General features: G+C 72.8%; 17 protein-coding genes. 13 read left to right on the top strand and 4 right to left on the bottom strand.

Annotation, left to right across the window (positions count from 1 at the left end; all coding sequences use genetic code 11):
• Nucleotides 1–70 precede the first annotated feature (70 nt).
• The 6 genes from AC3EN4_RS25110 to AC3EN4_RS25085 all read left to right on the top strand — a co-directional run bounded on the left by AC3EN4_RS25110 (nucleotide 71) and on the right by AC3EN4_RS25085 (nucleotide 5368).
• Nucleotides 71–526 carry an SRPBCC family protein gene (locus AC3EN4_RS25110; RefSeq protein WP_435208271.1) on the top strand — a complete coding sequence of 152 codons (456 nt, stop codon included), beginning with the start codon at nucleotides 71–73 and terminating at the stop codon, nucleotides 524–526.
• A 31-nt stretch (nucleotides 527–557) separates the two neighbouring features.
• The gene (locus tag AC3EN4_RS25105; RefSeq protein ID WP_435208270.1) at nucleotides 558–1250 is read left to right on the top strand and encodes a flagellar biosynthesis protein FlhF; all 693 of its coding nucleotides are present in this window, start codon (nucleotides 558–560) and stop codon (nucleotides 1248–1250) included.
• Between the two features lie 79 nt (nucleotides 1251–1329).
• A complete protein-coding gene (locus AC3EN4_RS25100) occupies nucleotides 1330–2277 on the top strand; it encodes an ROK family glucokinase (protein WP_422736115.1) in 948 nt (315 codons plus the stop codon).
• A gap of 11 nt (nucleotides 2278–2288) precedes the next feature.
• Nucleotides 2289–2981: an endonuclease/exonuclease/phosphatase family protein gene (locus AC3EN4_RS25095; RefSeq protein WP_435208268.1), complete on the top strand. Its 693-nt coding sequence runs from the start codon at nucleotides 2289–2291 to the stop codon at nucleotides 2979–2981.
• Nucleotides 2982–3096: 115 nt separating this feature from the next.
• Nucleotides 3097–4503 carry a flavin-containing monooxygenase gene (locus AC3EN4_RS25090; protein WP_422736113.1) on the top strand — a complete coding sequence of 469 codons (1407 nt, stop codon included), beginning with the start codon at nucleotides 3097–3099 and terminating at the stop codon, nucleotides 4501–4503.
• A 52-nt stretch (nucleotides 4504–4555) separates the two neighbouring features.
• Nucleotides 4556–5368, top strand: coding sequence for an alpha/beta hydrolase (locus AC3EN4_RS25085; protein ID WP_435208265.1), 813 nt, complete (start codon nucleotides 4556–4558; stop codon nucleotides 5366–5368).
• Between the two features lie 13 nt (nucleotides 5369–5381).
• Here the strand turns inward: AC3EN4_RS25085 and AC3EN4_RS25080 are convergent, their stop codons facing one another.
• The gene (locus tag AC3EN4_RS25080) at nucleotides 5382–6854 is read right to left on the bottom strand and encodes an alpha,alpha-trehalose-phosphate synthase (UDP-forming) (protein WP_422740775.1); all 1473 of its coding nucleotides are present in this window, start codon (nucleotides 6852–6854) and stop codon (nucleotides 5382–5384) included.
• Between the two features lie 166 nt (nucleotides 6855–7020).
• Complete coding sequence (locus tag AC3EN4_RS25075) at nucleotides 7021–7881, bottom strand: DUF308 domain-containing protein (RefSeq protein WP_435208263.1); 861 nt, start codon at nucleotides 7879–7881, stop codon at nucleotides 7021–7023.
• A gap of 280 nt (nucleotides 7882–8161) precedes the next feature.
• Here AC3EN4_RS25075 and AC3EN4_RS25070 point away from each other — a divergent pair, with 280 nt between their 5' ends.
• The 3 genes from AC3EN4_RS25070 to AC3EN4_RS25060 all read left to right on the top strand — a co-directional run bounded on the left by AC3EN4_RS25070 (nucleotide 8162) and on the right by AC3EN4_RS25060 (nucleotide 9711).
• Nucleotides 8162–8470, top strand: a complete 309-nt coding sequence (locus tag AC3EN4_RS25070; protein WP_435208261.1) for a hypothetical protein — start codon at nucleotides 8162–8164, stop codon at nucleotides 8468–8470.
• 8 nt (nucleotides 8471–8478) lie between these two features.
• Nucleotides 8479–8940, top strand: a complete 462-nt coding sequence (locus tag AC3EN4_RS25065; RefSeq protein WP_435208259.1) for a hypothetical protein — start codon at nucleotides 8479–8481, stop codon at nucleotides 8938–8940.
• 90 nt (nucleotides 8941–9030) lie between these two features.
• On the top strand, nucleotides 9031–9711 hold the full coding sequence (locus AC3EN4_RS25060; protein ID WP_435208355.1) for a lysophospholipid acyltransferase family protein: 681 nt from the start codon (nucleotides 9031–9033) through the stop codon (nucleotides 9709–9711).
• 8 nt (nucleotides 9712–9719) lie between these two features.
• Here the strand turns inward: AC3EN4_RS25060 and AC3EN4_RS25055 are convergent, their stop codons facing one another.
• On the bottom strand, nucleotides 9720–13232 hold the full coding sequence (locus AC3EN4_RS25055) for an ATP-binding protein (protein WP_435208354.1): 3513 nt from the start codon (nucleotides 13230–13232) through the stop codon (nucleotides 9720–9722).
• A 180-nt stretch (nucleotides 13233–13412) separates the two neighbouring features.
• Here AC3EN4_RS25055 and AC3EN4_RS25050 point away from each other — a divergent pair, with 180 nt between their 5' ends.
• Nucleotides 13413–13610 (top strand): hypothetical protein, encoded by a 198-nt coding sequence (locus AC3EN4_RS25050; RefSeq protein ID WP_422736107.1) that lies wholly within the window; start codon nucleotides 13413–13415, stop codon nucleotides 13608–13610.
• A 98-nt stretch (nucleotides 13611–13708) separates the two neighbouring features.
• Here AC3EN4_RS25050 and AC3EN4_RS25045 read toward each other — a convergent pair whose 3' ends face one another.
• Nucleotides 13709–14401 carry a Crp/Fnr family transcriptional regulator gene (locus AC3EN4_RS25045; protein WP_007463121.1) on the bottom strand — a complete coding sequence of 231 codons (693 nt, stop codon included), beginning with the start codon at nucleotides 14399–14401 and terminating at the stop codon, nucleotides 13709–13711.
• 305 nt (nucleotides 14402–14706) lie between these two features.
• Between AC3EN4_RS25045 and AC3EN4_RS25040 the strand changes: the two genes are divergently transcribed.
• The 3 genes from AC3EN4_RS25040 to AC3EN4_RS25030 all read left to right on the top strand — a co-directional run bounded on the left by AC3EN4_RS25040 (nucleotide 14707) and on the right by AC3EN4_RS25030 (nucleotide 17006).
• The gene (locus AC3EN4_RS25040) at nucleotides 14707–15204 is read left to right on the top strand and encodes a polyadenylate-specific 3'-exoribonuclease AS (RefSeq protein ID WP_374109293.1); all 498 of its coding nucleotides are present in this window, start codon (nucleotides 14707–14709) and stop codon (nucleotides 15202–15204) included.
• 111 nt (nucleotides 15205–15315) lie between these two features.
• On the top strand, nucleotides 15316–15819 hold the full coding sequence (locus tag AC3EN4_RS25035) for a pyridoxamine 5'-phosphate oxidase family protein (RefSeq protein ID WP_422736106.1): 504 nt from the start codon (nucleotides 15316–15318) through the stop codon (nucleotides 15817–15819).
• Nucleotides 15820–15977: 158 nt separating this feature from the next.
• On the top strand, nucleotides 15978–17006 hold the full coding sequence (locus tag AC3EN4_RS25030; RefSeq protein ID WP_422740773.1) for a 6-phosphofructokinase: 1029 nt from the start codon (nucleotides 15978–15980) through the stop codon (nucleotides 17004–17006).
• Nucleotides 17007–17044 lie beyond the last annotated feature (38 nt).

The following is a 17044-nucleotide window of genomic DNA, read 5'->3' as shown; positions in this document are numbered from 1 at the left end:
GGGTGGGGTAGGCAGGGCGCGGCGGGGGCGGCGCGGCGTGTGGGCGGTGTCAGCCGGGTAGCCTCCCCCCATGGCGGACTCCTCCACCCAGTCGATCATCATCGGCGCGTCACCCGAGCGGGTGGCGGCGGTCATCTGCGACTTCCCGAGCTACCCGGAGTGGACCGAGGCGGTCCGCCGTGCCGAGGTGATCGAGGAGTACGAGGACGGCTACGCCAGCCAGGTGCGTTTCACCATCGACGCCGGGGTGATGGCCGACGAGTACGTGCTCGCCTACGAGTACGCCGAGGACCTGTCCCGGGTCGAGTGGCACCTGGTCGCCCCCTCGAAGATGCAGAAGAGTCAGCGTGGCTCGTACGACCTGGTGGCGAACCCGGACGGGACCACCACGGTGACGTACACGCTGGAGGTCGAGCTGTCCGTGGGGATGCTCGGCATGTTTCGCCGCAAGGCCGAAAAGATGATCATGGACACCGCGTTGAAGCAGCTCAAGCGCCGGGTAGAAGCACCCGGTGCGGCGCAGTGACGCGTCCGGCGGCAGGGTAGAGGAGCCGAAGGTGGGCGGAACGGACCCGGGTTCGGCCCGGGAAGAGGCGGAGCGTCTGGTGGCCGCCCTGCTCGCGGGGGCGCGCCTGGCCGCCAGCGGGTCGGCGGGCGGCGCGTTCGGCCCGTTGGGCGGCATGGTGGCCGGTGTCCTCGGTCACAGTGCCGCTCCGGGCGGCGGCGACCGGGTCGGTGGTGGTTTCGCCACCGGTTCGGCCGAATGCTGCGTCTGCCCGGTCTGTCGTGGCATCGCCGCGTTACGCGATCCGAGTCCGGAATTCGCCGAACGCCTCGCCACCGGCGCGGGTGACCTCGCCGCCGGCGTGGCCAGCCTGCTCCGCGCGTTCGCGCCGCCGGAGCCGCCCGCGACCACCGTGCCGGAGCCGTCCGCGTCGTCGCAGGCGACGCCCACCGCGAGCGACGACCACGGGGCCCCCTGGGCCGCCCCGACCGCCCGGTCGGCCGAGGCCGTCGACGAGCACGTGTGGCGCGATGCCACCCGCACCGGGCATGATTCTCAGCCGGCGCCGGAGCGGGATGTCTGGTCGGTCGCCACCCGGTCGGCGGACACCTCCGCCCCGGCCACCGCGGCACCCGTCGACGACGCCGGGGCGGTGGCCGCGCCGGCGTCGACCAGCCGACCCGTGGTGCCCGCTTCGCGGGCGTCCGACGACACCGGCGCGGACGCGCCGGGCGGCGGCGCCTGAGCGCGGGACATCGCGATCCGGACCGGCGTGCCCTGCGGCGCGCGCGAGCCGGACAGCACAGCAGAGGGGAGCGGCGGCGGTGACGCTGACCATCGGAGTCGACGTGGGTGGCACGAAGGTGGCCGGCGGTGTCGTGGACGACACCGGCACGGTCCTCGTGCAGAGCCGACGGGACACCCCCGCCGACGACGTCGCGAAGACCCGCGACGTCATCATCGAACTGGTCGACGAGCTGGCCGCCGGGCGGACGATCGAGGGGGTCGGCATCGGCGCGGCCGGTTGGATCGACGCCAGCCGCTCGACCGTGCTGTTCGCCCCCAACCTGGCCTGGCGCGACGAGCCGCTGCGCGAGTACGTCAGCAGCGCCGTCGGCCTTCCGGTGATCGTGGAGAACGACGCCAACGTGGCCGCGTGGGCCGAGTTCCGCTACGGCGCGGCCCGCGCCGCCGACGACTCGATGATCATGTTCACCATCGGCACCGGCGTGGGCGGTGGCATCGTTCTGGGCGGCGAGCTGATGCGCGGCGCGCACGGCATCGCCGCGGAGTTGGGCCACATGCTGGCCGTGCCGGACGGGCACCAGTGCGGCTGCGGACGGCTCGGCTGCATCGAGCAGTACGCCAGCGGCAGCGCCCTGGTCCGCTTCGCCCGGGCCGGCGCCCGACAGGAACCGCAGCGGGCCACCGCGTTGCTGGAACTGGCCGGCGGCGAGCCCGAGGCGATCACCGGCCACATGGTGACCGCCGCCGCGCAGGGCGGCGACCCGGTCTCCGCCGAGGCGTTCGCGCAGATCGGCCGCTGGCTGGGCACCAGCCTCGCGGACATGGCGCAGATCCTCGACCCGCAGACCCTGGTCGTCGGCGGCGGTGTGATCGACGCCGGTGACCTGCTGCTCGGTCCGACCCGCCGCTCGTACCTCGACGCGCTGGCCCAGCGGGGTCGCCTGCCGGTGGCCGAGGTGCTCCCCGCCGAGCTGGGCAACAGCGCCGGGGTGATCGGCGCGGCCGACCTGGCCCGCCGGATCTGAGGCGGCCGGAGATGGGCGTGCCGCTGCGCGTGGTGTCGTACAACATCCACAGCCAACGCGACGACACCGCCGCGCTGGCGGCGGTCGTCCGGGCCGCGAAGCCGGACGTCGTGATCGTGCAGGAGGGGCCGCGCCGGTTCCGGTGGCGGCAGAAGTCGGCCACGCTGGCCGAGTCGTTCGGCCTGGTGGTGGCCGCCGGCGGTCTGCCCGCCCTGGGCAACCTGCTGCTGACCAGCCTGCGGGTGCAGGTGCGCAACCCCCGTTGCCAGCGGTTCCCGCTCACCCCGGGCCGGCACCTGCGCGGCGCGGCGTACGCCGATTGCCGGGTCGGCGACGCCCGCTTCACCCTCGCCGGCTCGCACCTGTCCACCGATCCGGCGGAGCGGCCCGCACAGGCCGCCGAGTTCCGGCGCGGCCTGGAGGCGGCGAGCGCGCCGGTGGTGGCGGGCGCCGACCTGAACGAGGGCCCGGACGGGCCGGCCTGGGCGACGGTGGCGCGCGGCCTGACCGACACGGCGATCGCGGCCGACCGGGCGGAACGGCTCACCTACTCGTGTACGGACCCGCGCCGGCGGATCGACGCGCTCTTCGTCGACCCGCGGATCACCGTGGTCGACTACGACGTGGTGGACACCCCGCAGACCCGCCGGGCCAGTGACCACTTCCCGGTCCTCGTCGACCTGCTGCTGCCCACCACGGACTGACCCCCACCGGTCGAGACCCGCCGATCGGTCCGCGCCGGGGCTGGACATCCGGCTCCGATGTGGAGAGGATTTCGCGGCGAACCGGCACCCGTGCCGCACAAAAGGAGATGTTCCGGTGTCCACCTCCACCGACCAGGGTCGGCCCGACCCGGATGCGGTCCCGTCCGCGCAGAGCCGCGACGGCCGCTCGCTCTCCGACCGGGGCGACACGGTCTGCGTCATCGGGTCCGGGGCCAGCGGCCTGGCCGCCATCAAGAACCTGCGCGAGCACGGGTTCGGGGTGGACTGCTACGAACGGGAGACCGGCGTCGGCGGCGCCTGGAACTGGCGGCACGACCGCAGCCCGGTGTACGCCAGCACCCACCTGATCTCGTCGAAGCCGTTCACCCAGTTCCCCGACTTCCCGATGCCGGACTCCTGGCCGGACTACCCGCACCACAGCCAGCTCCTGTCGTACTTCGAGCGGTACGCCGACCACTTCGACCTGCGCTCGCACATCTGGTTCGGCACCGAGGTGGTCCGGGTCGAACCCGCGCCGGGGGAGCGGTGGGACGTGACAACCCGCTCCACCGGCGGGTACGGCCCCGAGCGCACCTCCCGGTACGCCGCCGTGGTGATCGCCAACGGGCACAACTGGTCTCCGAAGCTGCCCCGCTACGAGGGCCTGGAGGAGTTCCGCGGCGAGATCATGCACGCGTCGTCCTACAAGGACCCGGCGCAGCTGCGCGGCAAGCGGGTGCTCGTGGTCGGCGCCGGCAACACCGGCTGTGACATCGCCGTCGAGGCCGCCCAGCAGGCGTCGCGCTGCTGGCACTCCACCCGGCGCGGCTACTGGTACGCCCCGAAGTACGTCCTGGGTCGTCCGGCCGACCAGATCAACGACGCGCTGCTGGCCCTGCGGGTGCCGCTGCGGGTCCGCCAGTGGCTCTACCACTGGACGATGAGGTTGACCGTCGGCGAGCTGACCCGCTTCGGGCTGCCCAAGCCCGACCACCGGGTGTACGAGACGCATCCGATCGCCAACAGCCAGCTCGTCTACTACGTGGGCCACGGCGGGATCGGCCCGGTGCCGGACATCGCCCGGTTCCAGCCGTACGCCGTGGAGCTGGCCGACGGCCGCGAGATCGACCCCGAGCTGGTCATCTTCGCCACCGGCTACCTGCCGCGCTTCGAGTTCCTGGACGCGTCGGTGTTCGGCGACAGCGCCGGCACCGGTCGTCCCACGCTCTGGCTCAACGCCTTCACGCCGGGGCACCCCACGCTGGCCGTCGCCGGTCTGGTGCAGCCGGACTCCGGCCTGTTCGCCCTGTCCCACTGGCAGACGGTGCTCTTCGCGCGGCTGTTGCGGGCCCGCCGGGACCGACCCGAGCGGGCCGCCGCGTTTGCACAGCGGGTCCGCGACCGGGCCGGGGAGCGGTACGCGGGGCAGGTCAAGGACAGCAGCCGGCACTGGTTCGAGGTCGGGCACGCCGACTACCTGCGCGCCGTCCAGCGCGCCCTCGTCGACCTGGAGGGCAAGTGAGCGCGAGGAGTGAGCTTGCGAGCCCCGCAGTCGCGAACGAAAGGCGGGCACAATGACCGAGCTGCGGATCATGCGGGGCCGGGAATGGGCTCGTCCGGTCCGGCCGGCGCGCCGTGAGGTGCTCAGCGCCGTACCCGAGGTGGAGCAGGGGCGTCCTCCGCTGCTGTTCGTTCCCGGGTTCGGGCACGGCGCGTGGGCGTTCGCGGAGCACTGGCTGGGTCACGCCGCGTCGCGGGGCTTCCCGGCGTACGCGCTGAGTCTGCGCGGGCACGGTGGCAGTGAGCCGGCGCCGGAGGCGACGCTGCGCGCGTACGCCCATGATGTGACCCAGGTGGCGGCGAGCCTGCCGCGCCAGGCGGTGCTGGTGGGGCACGGCGCCGGGGCGCTCGTGGTGGCGCACGCGATGGCGCGCTACCCGGCGCTCGGCGCGGTGCTGGTCGCGCCGGTCTTCGGTGGCTGGGGGATGTTCGCCACGGCGGTGCGCCGCAACCCGGCCGGGACGCTGCCGGCGGTGTTCGGCGGTCCGTTACGGCTCAGCCGGGCGCAGCTGTTCAGCCGGGAACTGCCGGACGAGGAGGCCCGCCGGCACGTCGCGCGGCTGGGCCGAGCCGGCCGGCGCGCGCAGTGGGCGCTGCTGGGCGAGCCGCAGGCCGAGCCGGCCGTGGGTGAGCCCCCGGTGCTGGTGCTGGGCAGCCCGGACGACCGGGTGGTGCCGGCGTCGACGTTGACGCGCATCGCCCGCCGGTACGGGTCGGCGCCGCTGCTCTTCCCCGGCATGGGACACGACCTGATGCTCGACGCGCGCTGGGCCGAGCCGATCGACGCGATCCTGGACTGGTTGGAGAAGGAGCCCGCCGGTCGGTGAGCACGCGGCCCGGTCAGCCGCCGGCGTGCTGGGTCGCCCGGGTCGCCGGGTGCGGCACCCGGGCTGCGCCGTCGGTACTGGTGAGGCGACTGACCAGCGCGCCCGTCTCGTCCAGGGCGCTCAGGTAGGAGCGGGCCCAGGCCCGGATGTCGTGCTCGTGCAGGTGGGCGCGCATCGCCCGCATCCGGTCGGTGACGTCGGCGGGCTCGGCCCGCAGCGCCGTGCGGAGCGCCTGCTTGAGCCCTTCCAGGTCGTGCGGGTTGACCAGGTACGCCTGGGACAGCTCGGCGGCGGTGCCGGCGAACTCGCTGAGCAGCAGCGCCCCGGTGTCGTCCACCCGGGCGGCGACGTACTCCTTGGCGACCAGGTTCATCCCGTCGCGCAGCGGGGTCACCGCCATCACGTCGGCGACCCGGTAGAGCGCCGCCAGCTCGGCCCGGTCGAAGGGCTGGGTGAGGTAGTGGATGGCCGGCTCGCCGACCCGCCCGAACTCGCCGTTGATCCGGCCCACCTCGCGCTCGATGCGTTCGCGCAGGATCTGGTACTGGCCGACGCGTTCCCGGCTCGGCATGGCGACCTGAACGAGCACCGTGTCGCGGACCTTGACGTCGCCGCTGGCGAGCAGCTCGCTGTACGCCTTGAGCCGCTGCTCGATGCCCTTGGTGTAGTCCATCCGGTCCACGCTGAGGATGACGTGCCGGGGGTCGCCGAGATCCTGCCGCAGGCGACGGGCCCGGGCGGCCACGTCGGGGCGGGCGGCGAGGGCGGCCATCTCGGCCGTGTCGATCGAGACCGGGAACGCGCCGATGCGGACCACCCGGTCGTCGATCCCGATCCGGCGGTCGGTGGCCGGCAGCTCCAGCACCCGGGTGACCAGTTGGGCGAAGTTGTGCGCCGCCTGGGCGCGCTGGAAGCCCACCAGGTCGGCTCCGAGCATGCCGCGCAGCAGCTCGGCGCGGCGCGGTAGCTGCATGAACAGCTCCGGCGGTGGGAACGGAACGTGCAGGAAGAAACCGATCCGCAGGTCGGGGCGGAGCGCGCGCAGCAGCCCGGGTACCAGTTGCAGGTGGTAGTCCTGTATCCAGACCACGCCACCCGGCTCGGCCACCTCGGCGGTCGCCTCCGCGAACCGCTGGTTGACCCGCTGGTACGCCTCCCACCAGCGCCGGTGGTGCTCGGGTTGCTCGACGGCGTCGTGGTAGAGCGGCCAGAGGGTGGCGTTGGCGAAGCCCTCGTAGTGGTCGCGCAGGTCCTCGTGGCTGAGGGCGACGGTGTGCATGTGGACCCCGTCCACGTCCGGCAGGGCGGGCGCGGGGCCGGTGCCGCCGGCCCAGCCGACCCAGATGGCCGGGGTCTGCCGCAGCAGCGGGTGCAGCGCGCTGACCAGCCCGCCGGGGCTGCGTCGCCACTCGCAGGCGCCGTCGGGGGCCTGGCTGTCGTCGATGGGGAGGCGGTTGGCCACCACCACGAGAGAACTCTGTCGCATCTCGGGCATTCCGATCAGCAGAGGACTGACCGCCACGAGCAAGGGAAAACCGGTCAGTCAGCGGGGGAAGTGACGTACAGCGGTATTCCTACTGACAGTAAGTTACACCACTGTTACGCCCCGAGTGAGGGCGGTCGCGTCCCGCGATGCGGGCCGGGGTAGGCCCTTAGACGACGGCGCCGTTGTCCGGGTCGTCGTCCTCCTCGTCGCCGGGACGCAGTCGCCAGATCAGCGTGACGAAGCCGGCCAGGATGCCGGTGAACCCGAACAGGGTGACCGCCGAGCGGTCGATCGGGAGCAGCGACGGGAAGAGGAAGAGCACGAAGCCGACGACCACCGCGAGCGCGCCGACCACCGCGTACTTGGAGATGCGGGGCAGCGGTGGCGGCGGGGGCGGGTGGTAGGTGTCCTCGTCGTCATCGGGCAGGTCGGCGCCGAAGGTGTCCAGACCGTCCAGCAGCGAGGGCTCGTCGCCCCGGGTGTTCCGGCCGACCGAGATCCCGGAGAAGTCGGTCGCCGACGGCAGCCGCCGTACGTCGGTCGCGGTGGGCCCGGCCTCGTCGACTCCGGAGCGGGCGAGCGGACCGGCCGCCGGCTCGTCCCGGGTGTCCTTGTCGTCGTGTTCGTCCACGTCCTCCGCAGCCGGCCAGGGCCGTTCGTCGGCGGGCGCGGAGGTGCTGTGGAAGCCGGCCACGATCCGGGCCCACTCCGCGTCGATGTCCGGCTCGTCGCGGGCCGGCGGCTGCTCCGGGGCGCTCTCGTCGGCGAGTTGGGTCAGGTAGTCGCGGGCGGTGCGCAGGTGCGAACGGTCGACGTAAAGCCGGTCGACCGGCCGGGCCGGGACGGTGGTGGTACGCGTCACCGGGTTGAGGTCGGCCGACGGTTGCAGGTAGGCGGCGATCCCTCCGGCCGCCAGCACGTCGAGCAGGTGCTCGCCGACGCGCGGATCGACGTCGCCGACGACGGCGTACTCGCTCGCGTCGAGCCCGTTGTCCCGCCGTCCCCGGCGGGCCCCACCCGCTGACACCCGGCCATCCTCCTCAACGCGCCCTGCGGCGCGGCCACCTGCGCCCCCTCGACGCCCGTGCGCACGCCGTGCTCTGAATCGTGACACGTCAGGGGCCGGTTCCGGGAGTGCGTTGTGTCGCGTCTTGGAAAGTCAGGTGCGCTGCCGCTGGTCACGGCGGTGGTTCTTTGTCCGTTGTTGCGCGAGACGTGCGATCTCGGTGATCGTTGACGGCAGGGTGCCCCGCCACGCCGAGCGCCGCCCTGCCGACCTGCCACCGACCGGGAACGGAGAGGCGCACGTGGCTGCTGGAGACCACGAGGAACTGAACATCCCGCCGCACCTGCAGACCTTCGCGCAGCGTCATCACCTCGACTACCGGCAGACGCCGCCCGGGATCGCGCTCTACCTGGGCCTGGGTTCGGCCCTGCTGGGGTTGCTGTTCAGCACCGCGCCGAAGGTCAGCGGCGACCGGGCGCTCGGCTACCTGATGCTGGGCGGCGGCGTCGTGCTCCTCGTCGTCTCCCGAGTGCTGCACCGGCGCGCGCGACGGCGGGAGGAGCAGCTGTACCAGGAGTTCCTGCAGTGGGAGATGGAGCGGGGCGAGTAGAGGTCGACATGGATCCGGCGCTGGAGATCACCCGTTGGCTGGCAGGTCCCGTTGCGAGGTTCCTCGACGCGGACGGCGATACGCCCGAGGCGCGGCGCGCCGAGGTAATCGAGGACGCGGCCCTGCCGGGGGAGGAGGTCGAAGATCTCGTCCTGCGGCACATCACCCGTGGGGCGGCCTGGGCCACCTTCTTCGGCATGACGTTCGCACTCGGCGCGTTGATCCTGCTCCCGGTGTCCCTCCTGGCCGCCCGGCCGGTGCGGGATCTGGCCTTCGACATCGGCGAATGGGTGATCTTCTTCCCCTTCTGGATGGCGGCCGTGCACATCGTGAGAGCGCTCGCGGCCTGGTATCTGCCCGAGCGCCGGTGGAATCCCCGCAGTCGGCTGTGGCGGGCGGCGCTGCTGGCCCGGACACCGGAGTACGTGCTGGCCGTCGTGGCGACCGGGTTCGTCGCGACGTGGTGGTGAGCGTCCGTCCGTTGTGGTGAGAGCGCTCGCTTCGTAGGCTCGTCGGGGATGACGGCCGGCGCTGTCGCGGCCCCCTCGGAAAGGACGCCGGTGCTCTACTGGCTGTTGAAGCACGTGATCCTCGGTCCGCTGCTCAAGCTGATCTTCCGTCCGCAGGTGCAGGGGCTGCACCATGTGCCGACGGCCGGGCCGGTGATCCTGGCCAGCAACCACCTCTCCTTCTTCGACTCGATCTTCATCCCGTTGATCGTCTCGCGGAGGGTCACCTTCGTGGCCAAGGCCGAGTACTTCACCGGCAAGGGGATCAAGGGCTGGTTCATGAAGATGTTCTTCGTCGGCACCGGCACGATCCCGGTGGACCGCTCCGGCGGGCAGGCGGCCCGCGCCGCGCTGGACACCCAGTTGCGGGTGCTGCGCGCCCAGGGGGTGGCCGGCATCTACCCCGAGGGCACCCGCTCCCCGGACGGGCGGCTCTACCGGGGCAAGACCGGCGTGGCCCGGCTCGCCCTGGAAAGCGGCGCGGTCGTGGTGCCGGTGGCGATGCTCAACGCCGACGAGCTCCAGCCGCCCGGCCGGCTTCTTCCCCGGGTCGGCCAGGTGCGGGTCCGCTTCGGCGCGCCGCTGGACTTCTCCCGCTACGCCGGGATGGCCGGCGACCGGTTCGTCGAGCGCGCGGTCACCGACGAGATCATGTACGAGGTGATGGAGCTCTCCGGCCGCGAGTACGTCGACGTCTACGCGCAGAAACTCAAGCCGCCGGTGCCGGCCTAGGGTCTGTCTCAGCAGGCCACGGCCGGTCCAGTGGGGCTGATCGGCCGCCCGGTCAGCGCCAGCAGACCCGGCGCGTCGTTGCGCAGCGCGAACGTGCGCACCTCGGCGCGTGGCACCCGGGCACCCGCCGGGTCACCCGCCCGGGTCAGCTCCGCGGCGGCCAGCGCCAACGCCAGCACCCGGTCACTCGCGTCCGGAATCCGCCCGTACGTCTCGGCGGCCGCCAGGTGCAGCTCGGCCGCGCGCCGGTGGTCGCCGTCGGCCGCCGCCACCGCCGCCGTCACCGTCCGCAGCGCCGCCTCCGACCACGGCGTCCGATGTCCGACCCGGTCCAGCATCGCCCGGACCCGCACCGCGGCGTCCCGGCCGGCCAGCGCGCCGGCGTACGCGGCCGCGGCGATCCACTCCCCGCTGGCCAGCGCCGGCACCGCCGACCAGGATTGTTCCAACTCGTCGATCAGCTCCGCCGCCTCGGCGTGGCGCTCCTGCAACGCCCGGCACAGCGCGGCCATGCCCAGCATCGTCCAGCGCAGCCGGTGGAAGCCGCTGCGCCGGGCGGTGGCCAGCGCGTCGACCAGGTCGGCCGGGTCCTCGTCGTCGCGCAGCACGAGCAGGCAGCAGCGCAACCCCCGCACCTGCATGTCCCAGCTACCGGTCGGCGTGTCCACGAACGCCTCCGCTGCGGCCAGCAGCCGGCCGAAGTCACCCTCGAACCAGGCCCGCATCGCCTCGCCCGAATAGCTGGTGGTCAGCGTCTGTCCGCTGGCCGTACGCGCCGGCGCGGCCGAGAGCAGAGCGTTCGAGCGCAGCCAGTCGCCCTCCTCGCGGATCGCCCAGGCCAGGTTCTGGGTGGCCCGGGGGAGTGCGAGCAGCTGATTCGCTCGGCTGAACTCGACGATCGCGTGCAACTCGTCCAGGCCGATCCGGTCGCCGGCCTGGTACCGGGCCGTGGCCGCGGTGATCCGCGCGTTGGTGCGCGTCTCGGTCAGGCCCAGCCGCTCGGCGATCTCCGCCGCCGTGTCCGCCGCCGAGACGGCCGGATCGCGTTCGTAGTTGAGCATGTGCAGGCGGCCCAGCTCGGCGTACGCGTCGGCCTTCTGCGGGCTGTCCGGCAGCGGCTCGAAGAGCTGGACCGCGCGGTCGAGGCACGCCAACGCCTCACGCCGCTCGGCGCGCAGCCACGCCGCCTGGCCGAGCAGCGTCCACGCCCGCGCGGCGCACGCGTCGTCGCCGTGCGCCGCCAGCCGGTCGGCCAGCGCATGCACCTGCTCCGGACCGCCGCCGGAGAGGAACGCGTTGCCGTCCCGGTAGAACGAGATCTCCGTACTCAGCAGCTCCAGTTGCAGCCGGCCCACCGGGTCGCTGTCGTCGGCCAGGCCGAGTGCCCGGCCGGCGTGGCTCGCCGCCGCCTCCAGCCCGTGCAGGGCGTACGCCCGGCGGGCCGCCCGGTGCAGCGCTTGCCGCGCCGGTCCCGCGTACCGCTGGATCTCCATGCCGAGGGACCGCGCGATCTCGTGGGCCGCCCAGCGGTGGTGGGCCAGGACCTCGGCCAGGTCGGTGTCGCGGCTCTGCGACAGCGCGTCGAGCCAGTCCGCGGCCCGATCGTGCCGCGCCACCCGCTCGGTGCGGGGCAGCCGCTGGTAGCAGACGTCCCGCACCAGCACGTGCCGGAACCGGAACTCGGCCTGCCCGGCCATCGTCGACGCGGCCTGCTCGTGGACGAAGTCGCGCTGTTCGAGGCGGCGCAGTGCGCGCTCGACCGACTCGACCGGCTGGCCCAGCGCGGCGGCCACCGCGCCCGGCCAGAACTGCACCCCGACCACCGAGGCGGCGAGCAGTACCGCCCGGTCCTTGGCGTCCAGCAGGTCCACCCGGTTGGCGATGACCGCGTGCACACTCTCCGGCATGGTCAGTTCGAGCTGCTTGTCCAGCGACCAGCCCCGCCCCGACTGGCGCAGCGCGCCCTGCTCGATCAGCATCCGGACGTACTCGTGGGCGTAGAGCGGGTTGCCGCCGGCCACCTCGATGAGCGGCGTCAGCATCTCGGCGGAGAACGCCGCCTGGCCGAACAGGTGCGCGTACAGGGCGGCGATCCCGGTGTCGCGCAGCGGCGGCAGGGTGATGGTCACCGAGCCCGTGATTGTCCCGGCCCAGCTCGGGTCCCGGTCGACCAGTTCCGGGCGGGCGGTGCAGAGCAGCAGGAGCGGCACCTCACGGGCCGCCGCCCCGAGCAGTTCCACGAAGCGCAGCATCGCGTCGTCGGCCCAGTGCAGGTCCTCGAAGACCAGCACGGTGGGGCGGCGGGCCGCCAACGCCAGCAGGAACCGCCGCCACGCCGACTCCGCCTCCTCCGCCGGCAGCGGCGTGCCGGGCAGCCCGACCAGTGGACGCAGCGCGTCGACCACCCGGTCCCGCTCGCCCGGCCCGATCAGCTCCCCGACGGCGGCCGTCAGCCGCTGTGCCGCGCTGGCGGCCGGGTCGGTGTCCAGGATGCCGGCCTCGGACTTGACGATGTCGGCGAGCGCGGCGAACGTGACGTTCTCGCCGAACGGCGGGCAGCGTCCCGTCCGCCACGTCAGCGGCTCGTCCACCAGCCGGCCGGTGTGCCGGTACAGCTCGCGCAGCAGTCGGCTCTTGCCGATCCCGGCCCGGCCGAAGATCGTCACCACCTGGGGCAGTCGGTCGCGCAGCGACCGGTGCAGGGCGTTGACCAGCATCCCCAGCTCGTGCTCGCGGTCCACCAGGGGCGTGGTGTCCGGCTCCCGATCGGTGGGCTGACGGCGCAGCGGGGACAGGGCGAGCCACACCTCGGTGGGCGACGACCGGCCGCGCAGGGTGACCGGGGGCTGTTCCTCGTAGCGGATCGCGTCCTTGGTCAGGGCGTGCGTGGTGCCACAGACCAGCACCCCGCCGGGCGGCGCGACCGACTGCATCCGCGAGGCGGTGTTGACCACGTCGCCGGCCACGATCGCCTGCCCGCCGTCGCGGGCGGCGGCCACGTCGACAAGGGCCTCGCCGGTGGCCACCCCCACCCGGAAGCGCATCTCGGTGCTGCCGGTCGGCGCGAAGCGGGTGAGTACCCGTTGCAGCTCCAGCCCCGCCCGTACGCAGCGCAGCGCGTCGGTCTCGGTGGCGATCGGCGCGCCGAACAGCGCCATCACGGCGTCGCCGATGTACTTCTCCACCACCCCGCCGTACTGGCCGACCACCCGACGGGCCGCCGAGAAGAAGCCGGTCTGCATGCCGCGGACCTGCTCCGGATCGGCGCGCTCGACGTACGGGGTGAAGTCGATGAGGTCGACGAAGAGGACGCTCACCCGTCGGCGGTCCTCCTGCGGGGTGACGGTGGCGGTCCGGTCGGTGCCCGGCCGGGGCGATCCACACGAGGTGCAGAACGCGACGTCCGAGGCGAGGGGACGCAGGCAGTGCGGGCAGACGGCACCCAGCTCGGCGCCGCAGCCACCGCAGAAGCGGTCACCGTCGGCGGCCGTGCGTCCACAGCGCCCACACTGCGCGGCGATGACACACCCTCCAGTGGCGATGTCGGCCGACGCCCCCCAGCGCCGCCATCCGTAAGGAGTATCGCCCCCCGAGGAGATGTCGGGTACCGGCCTGTTGGTTTGTGGACAGTCCACCAACGGCCTGAGCGACTACATTCAGTCCGCCACATCTTCGATCAGCGACCAGAGGGGGACAGGTCAATGGTGTACGTCAAGCTGGAGAGTGACTGGACCGACGGCAAGGGCGTCAGTCACTCGGCGGGCGAATCGGTGGACGTCGACGCGGCCACGCTCGCCACGCTGCAGGCCGAGGGGATCGTCAGCGAGCAGTCCCAGGGCTCGGGCGGCGACAGCAAGGGCCCGAACAAGTGGGCCGGCCCGGGCAGCCCCGGAGTCTGAACCCCGCGTCGATGACACGGCGAGTACGGCCGGGCCGCCCACGGGCGACCCGGCCGTTTCTCGGGTACGGGTCGACGGCGCCGCGCCGTCGAGTCAGCTCAGCGATCGTTCATGCCGGCCCGGCGGCGCAGCGCGGCGACGTCGGTGACCACGATCCGACGTCCCTCGGTCCGCAGCCAGCCCCGGCTGGCGAAGGAGCCGATGGCCTGGTTGACGCTCTGCCGGGAACCGCCGGCCATCTCCGCCAACTGGCTCTGGTTCAGCTCGATCGTGATCATCGGGGCCTGGCTCTCGCCGGCCAGCCGGACCAGCGTCTTGGCCACCCGACCCGGCAGGTCGAGGAAGACGTGGTCGGCGTTCTGCTCGGTGAGCCGGCGGATCAACCCGCCCAGCGAGCGCATCACCGCGTCCAGGATGCGGGGATTCGAGTGCACCAGCTCCATGAACGCGCCCCGGGAGAGCGCCAGCGCCGCGCAGTCCTCGATGGCCTCGGCCGACGCCGAGCGGGTGGAGGCGTCCAGCAGGGAGACCTCGCCGAGCACGTCCGGCGGACGGATCACCGACAGAACCGCCCGCTCGCCGGTCGGCGCGGTGCGGAACACGGCGACCGCGCCGCGGCGCAGCACGATCAACGACTCGCCCGGGTCGTTCTCGACGAAGAGCAACTGACCCTTGCGGTAGGTGCGCGGTACGGCGGCCGCGATGACGCGCTGGCGTACCTCGGGCTCCAGCCCGGCGAACATCTCGACACCCGTGAGCGCGTCACCCGGCTCCGGCAGGCGCATCTCCACGGCCCAACCCCTCCCCGGTCATGGACCACACAATCGCTCACCGGGTGAACCTGATGGCCCTGACGAGGTGAACTGACACCGGTTCGGCATCCGGTAGCGGTACACATCAGATCATGACGGTCCGGTCGCTTGCTGTACACCCCTCGAAGCACTTCCGTGACCGTCGCGAGCTGCGGCGTACCCCCTTGGCCCGGTCGCCGGCCCGGAACCGGCGGCGGCGGGTCGCCGCCGGCCCACCGCGGACCGGCGGGGTTCACCCGGCCCCGCCGGGCGACGCCGGACGGCGGTGGGTGAGGATGTCCGGAATGGTCTACCGCTACTTCTACGACTGCGAGTTCATCGAGGACGGCCGGATCGTCGACCTCGTCTCGATCGGTGTCGTCGACGAGTACGGCCGCGAGTTCTACGCGGTCTCCACCGAGTTCGACGACTCCCGTGCCGTGCCCTGGGTCCGGCGTAACGTGCTGGACCGGCTGCCGTCGCCGGCGGACCGGGCCTGGCGCTCGCGCGAGCGCATCCGCGACGACCTGTACGACTTCCTCATGGAGCCGGTCCGGGACCGGCCGGGGGAGCAGTTGGAGCTGTGGGCCTGGTACGCGGCGTACGACCATGTGGTCCTCGCCCAGCTCTGGGGCGCGATGCCGGCGCTGCCCCGGGAGATCCCCCGGTTCACCAAGGACCTGCGGCAGCTCTGGGACGACCGGGGTCGGCCGACCCTGCCGGACGCGGACGCGGCCCGGCACGACGCCCTGGTCGACGCCCGGCACAACCTGGCCCGCTGGCGGGCGATGACCGCGCGGTGAGGTGGCCCGACGGCGGGCGATGACAGTGCGGTGAGCGATGGTCATACGTCTGTAGGTTTGACCGGTTCTGTCCTGGGCAACGCTTCGGCAGCCGAGCCGAGGGAGACTGCCATGAGCAACGATCCGACCAGCGTCGCCGACGCCCGGGCGCGGGTCACCGAACTGATCCGCGCCGCCCGGATCTGCATGCTCACCACCATCGCGCTGGACGGGCGGCAGGTGAGCCGGCCGATGGGGCTGCAGGAGGCGGAGTTCGACGGTGACCTGTGGTTCTTCGCCTACTCCGACTCGGCCAAACTGCGCCAGATCCGGGTGAACCCGGAGGTCAACGTCGCCTTCTCCGACCAGAAGCACAACTCCTGGGTGTCGGTCTCGGGGACCGCCAGCGAGAGTTCCGACCGCGAGCGCGCCAAGCAGCTGTGGAACCCGCTGCTCAAGACCTGGTTCCCGGACGGGCTGGACACGCCCGGTCTGACCCTGATCAAGGTGCACGCCAGCTCCGCCGAGTACTGGGACTCGCCGAGCAGCACCGTGGTCAACCTGCTCGGCTTCGCCAAGGCCGCCGTCACCGGCCGTCCGCCGTCGGCCGGCGAGAACCGCGAGGTGACCTACTGAGCCGTCGCCCCCCGGGGCGCTGTCGTCGCGTGGGCAGGTGCGACTACAGTTCGCAGTGACGGCCCGCCCCGGGCCGGCAACGGCGCCGATGGTCTGACCTGACACATACCCTGGGGCATATCGGGCTTTACCTGATGCTCCAGGAGGATGAGCGGATCATGCGTATCGGCGTGCTCACCGGCGGCGGCGACTGCCCGGGTCTCAACGCGGTCATCCGGGCGGTGGTCCGCAAGGGCGTCGCCACCTACGGTCACGAGTTCGTGGGCTTCCGGGACGGTTGGAAGGGCCCGCTGGAGGGTCTGTCGAAGCCGCTCGGCATCGCCGACGTGCGCGGCATCCTGCCCCGCGGCGGCACCATCCTCGGCTCGTCCCGGACCAACCCGTTCAAGATCGAGAACGGCGTCGAGCGGATCAAGGACAACCTCGCCGCGCAGGGCGTGGACGCGCTGATCGCGATCGGCGGCGAGGACACCCTCGGCGTCGCCACCAAGCTGCACGAGCTGGGCGTCAACGTCATCGGCGTGCCGAAGACGATCGACAACGACCTCGGCGCCACCGACTACACCTTCGGCTTCGACACCGCGGTCAACATCGCGATGGAGGCCATCGACCGCCTGCACACCACCGCGGAGAGCCACCACCGCACCCTGGTCGTCGAGGTCATGGGCCGGCACGCCGGCTGGATCGCCCTGCACGCCGGCCTGGCCGGCGGCGCCAACGTGATCCTCCTGCCCGAGCGGCAGTTCGACGTCGAGCAGGTGGCCGGCTACGTCGAGAAGCGCTTCCAGCACCAGTACGCCCCGATCGTCGTGGTCGCCGAGGGCGCCCAGCCGCTCGACGGCCAGATGGTGCTGCACAACCAGGAGCTGGACGCCTTCGGTCACGTCCGCCTCGGCGGCATCGGCCAGTGGCTCGCCGAGCAGCTGGAGGCCAAGACCGGCAAGGAGGCCCGCACCGTGGTGCTGGGTCACATCCAGCGCGGCGGCACCCCGACCGCCTTCGACCGGGTCCTCGCCACCCGCCTCGGCCTGCAGGCAATCGACGCCGCCAACGACGGCGACTGGGGCAAGATGGTCGCGATGCAGAGCACCGACATCGTCCGGGTGCCCCTCGCCGAGGCCACCCGCGAGCTGAAGACCGTGCCGATCGAGCGTTACGAGGAGGCCGAGGTCTTCTTCGGCAGCTGATCGACGGTTCGGGGGGGGGGGGGGGGGGGGGGGGGGGG

Source organism: Micromonospora sp. bgisy143 (assembly GCF_057708145.1).
This window is presented reverse-complemented; position numbering and strand designations above follow the sequence as displayed.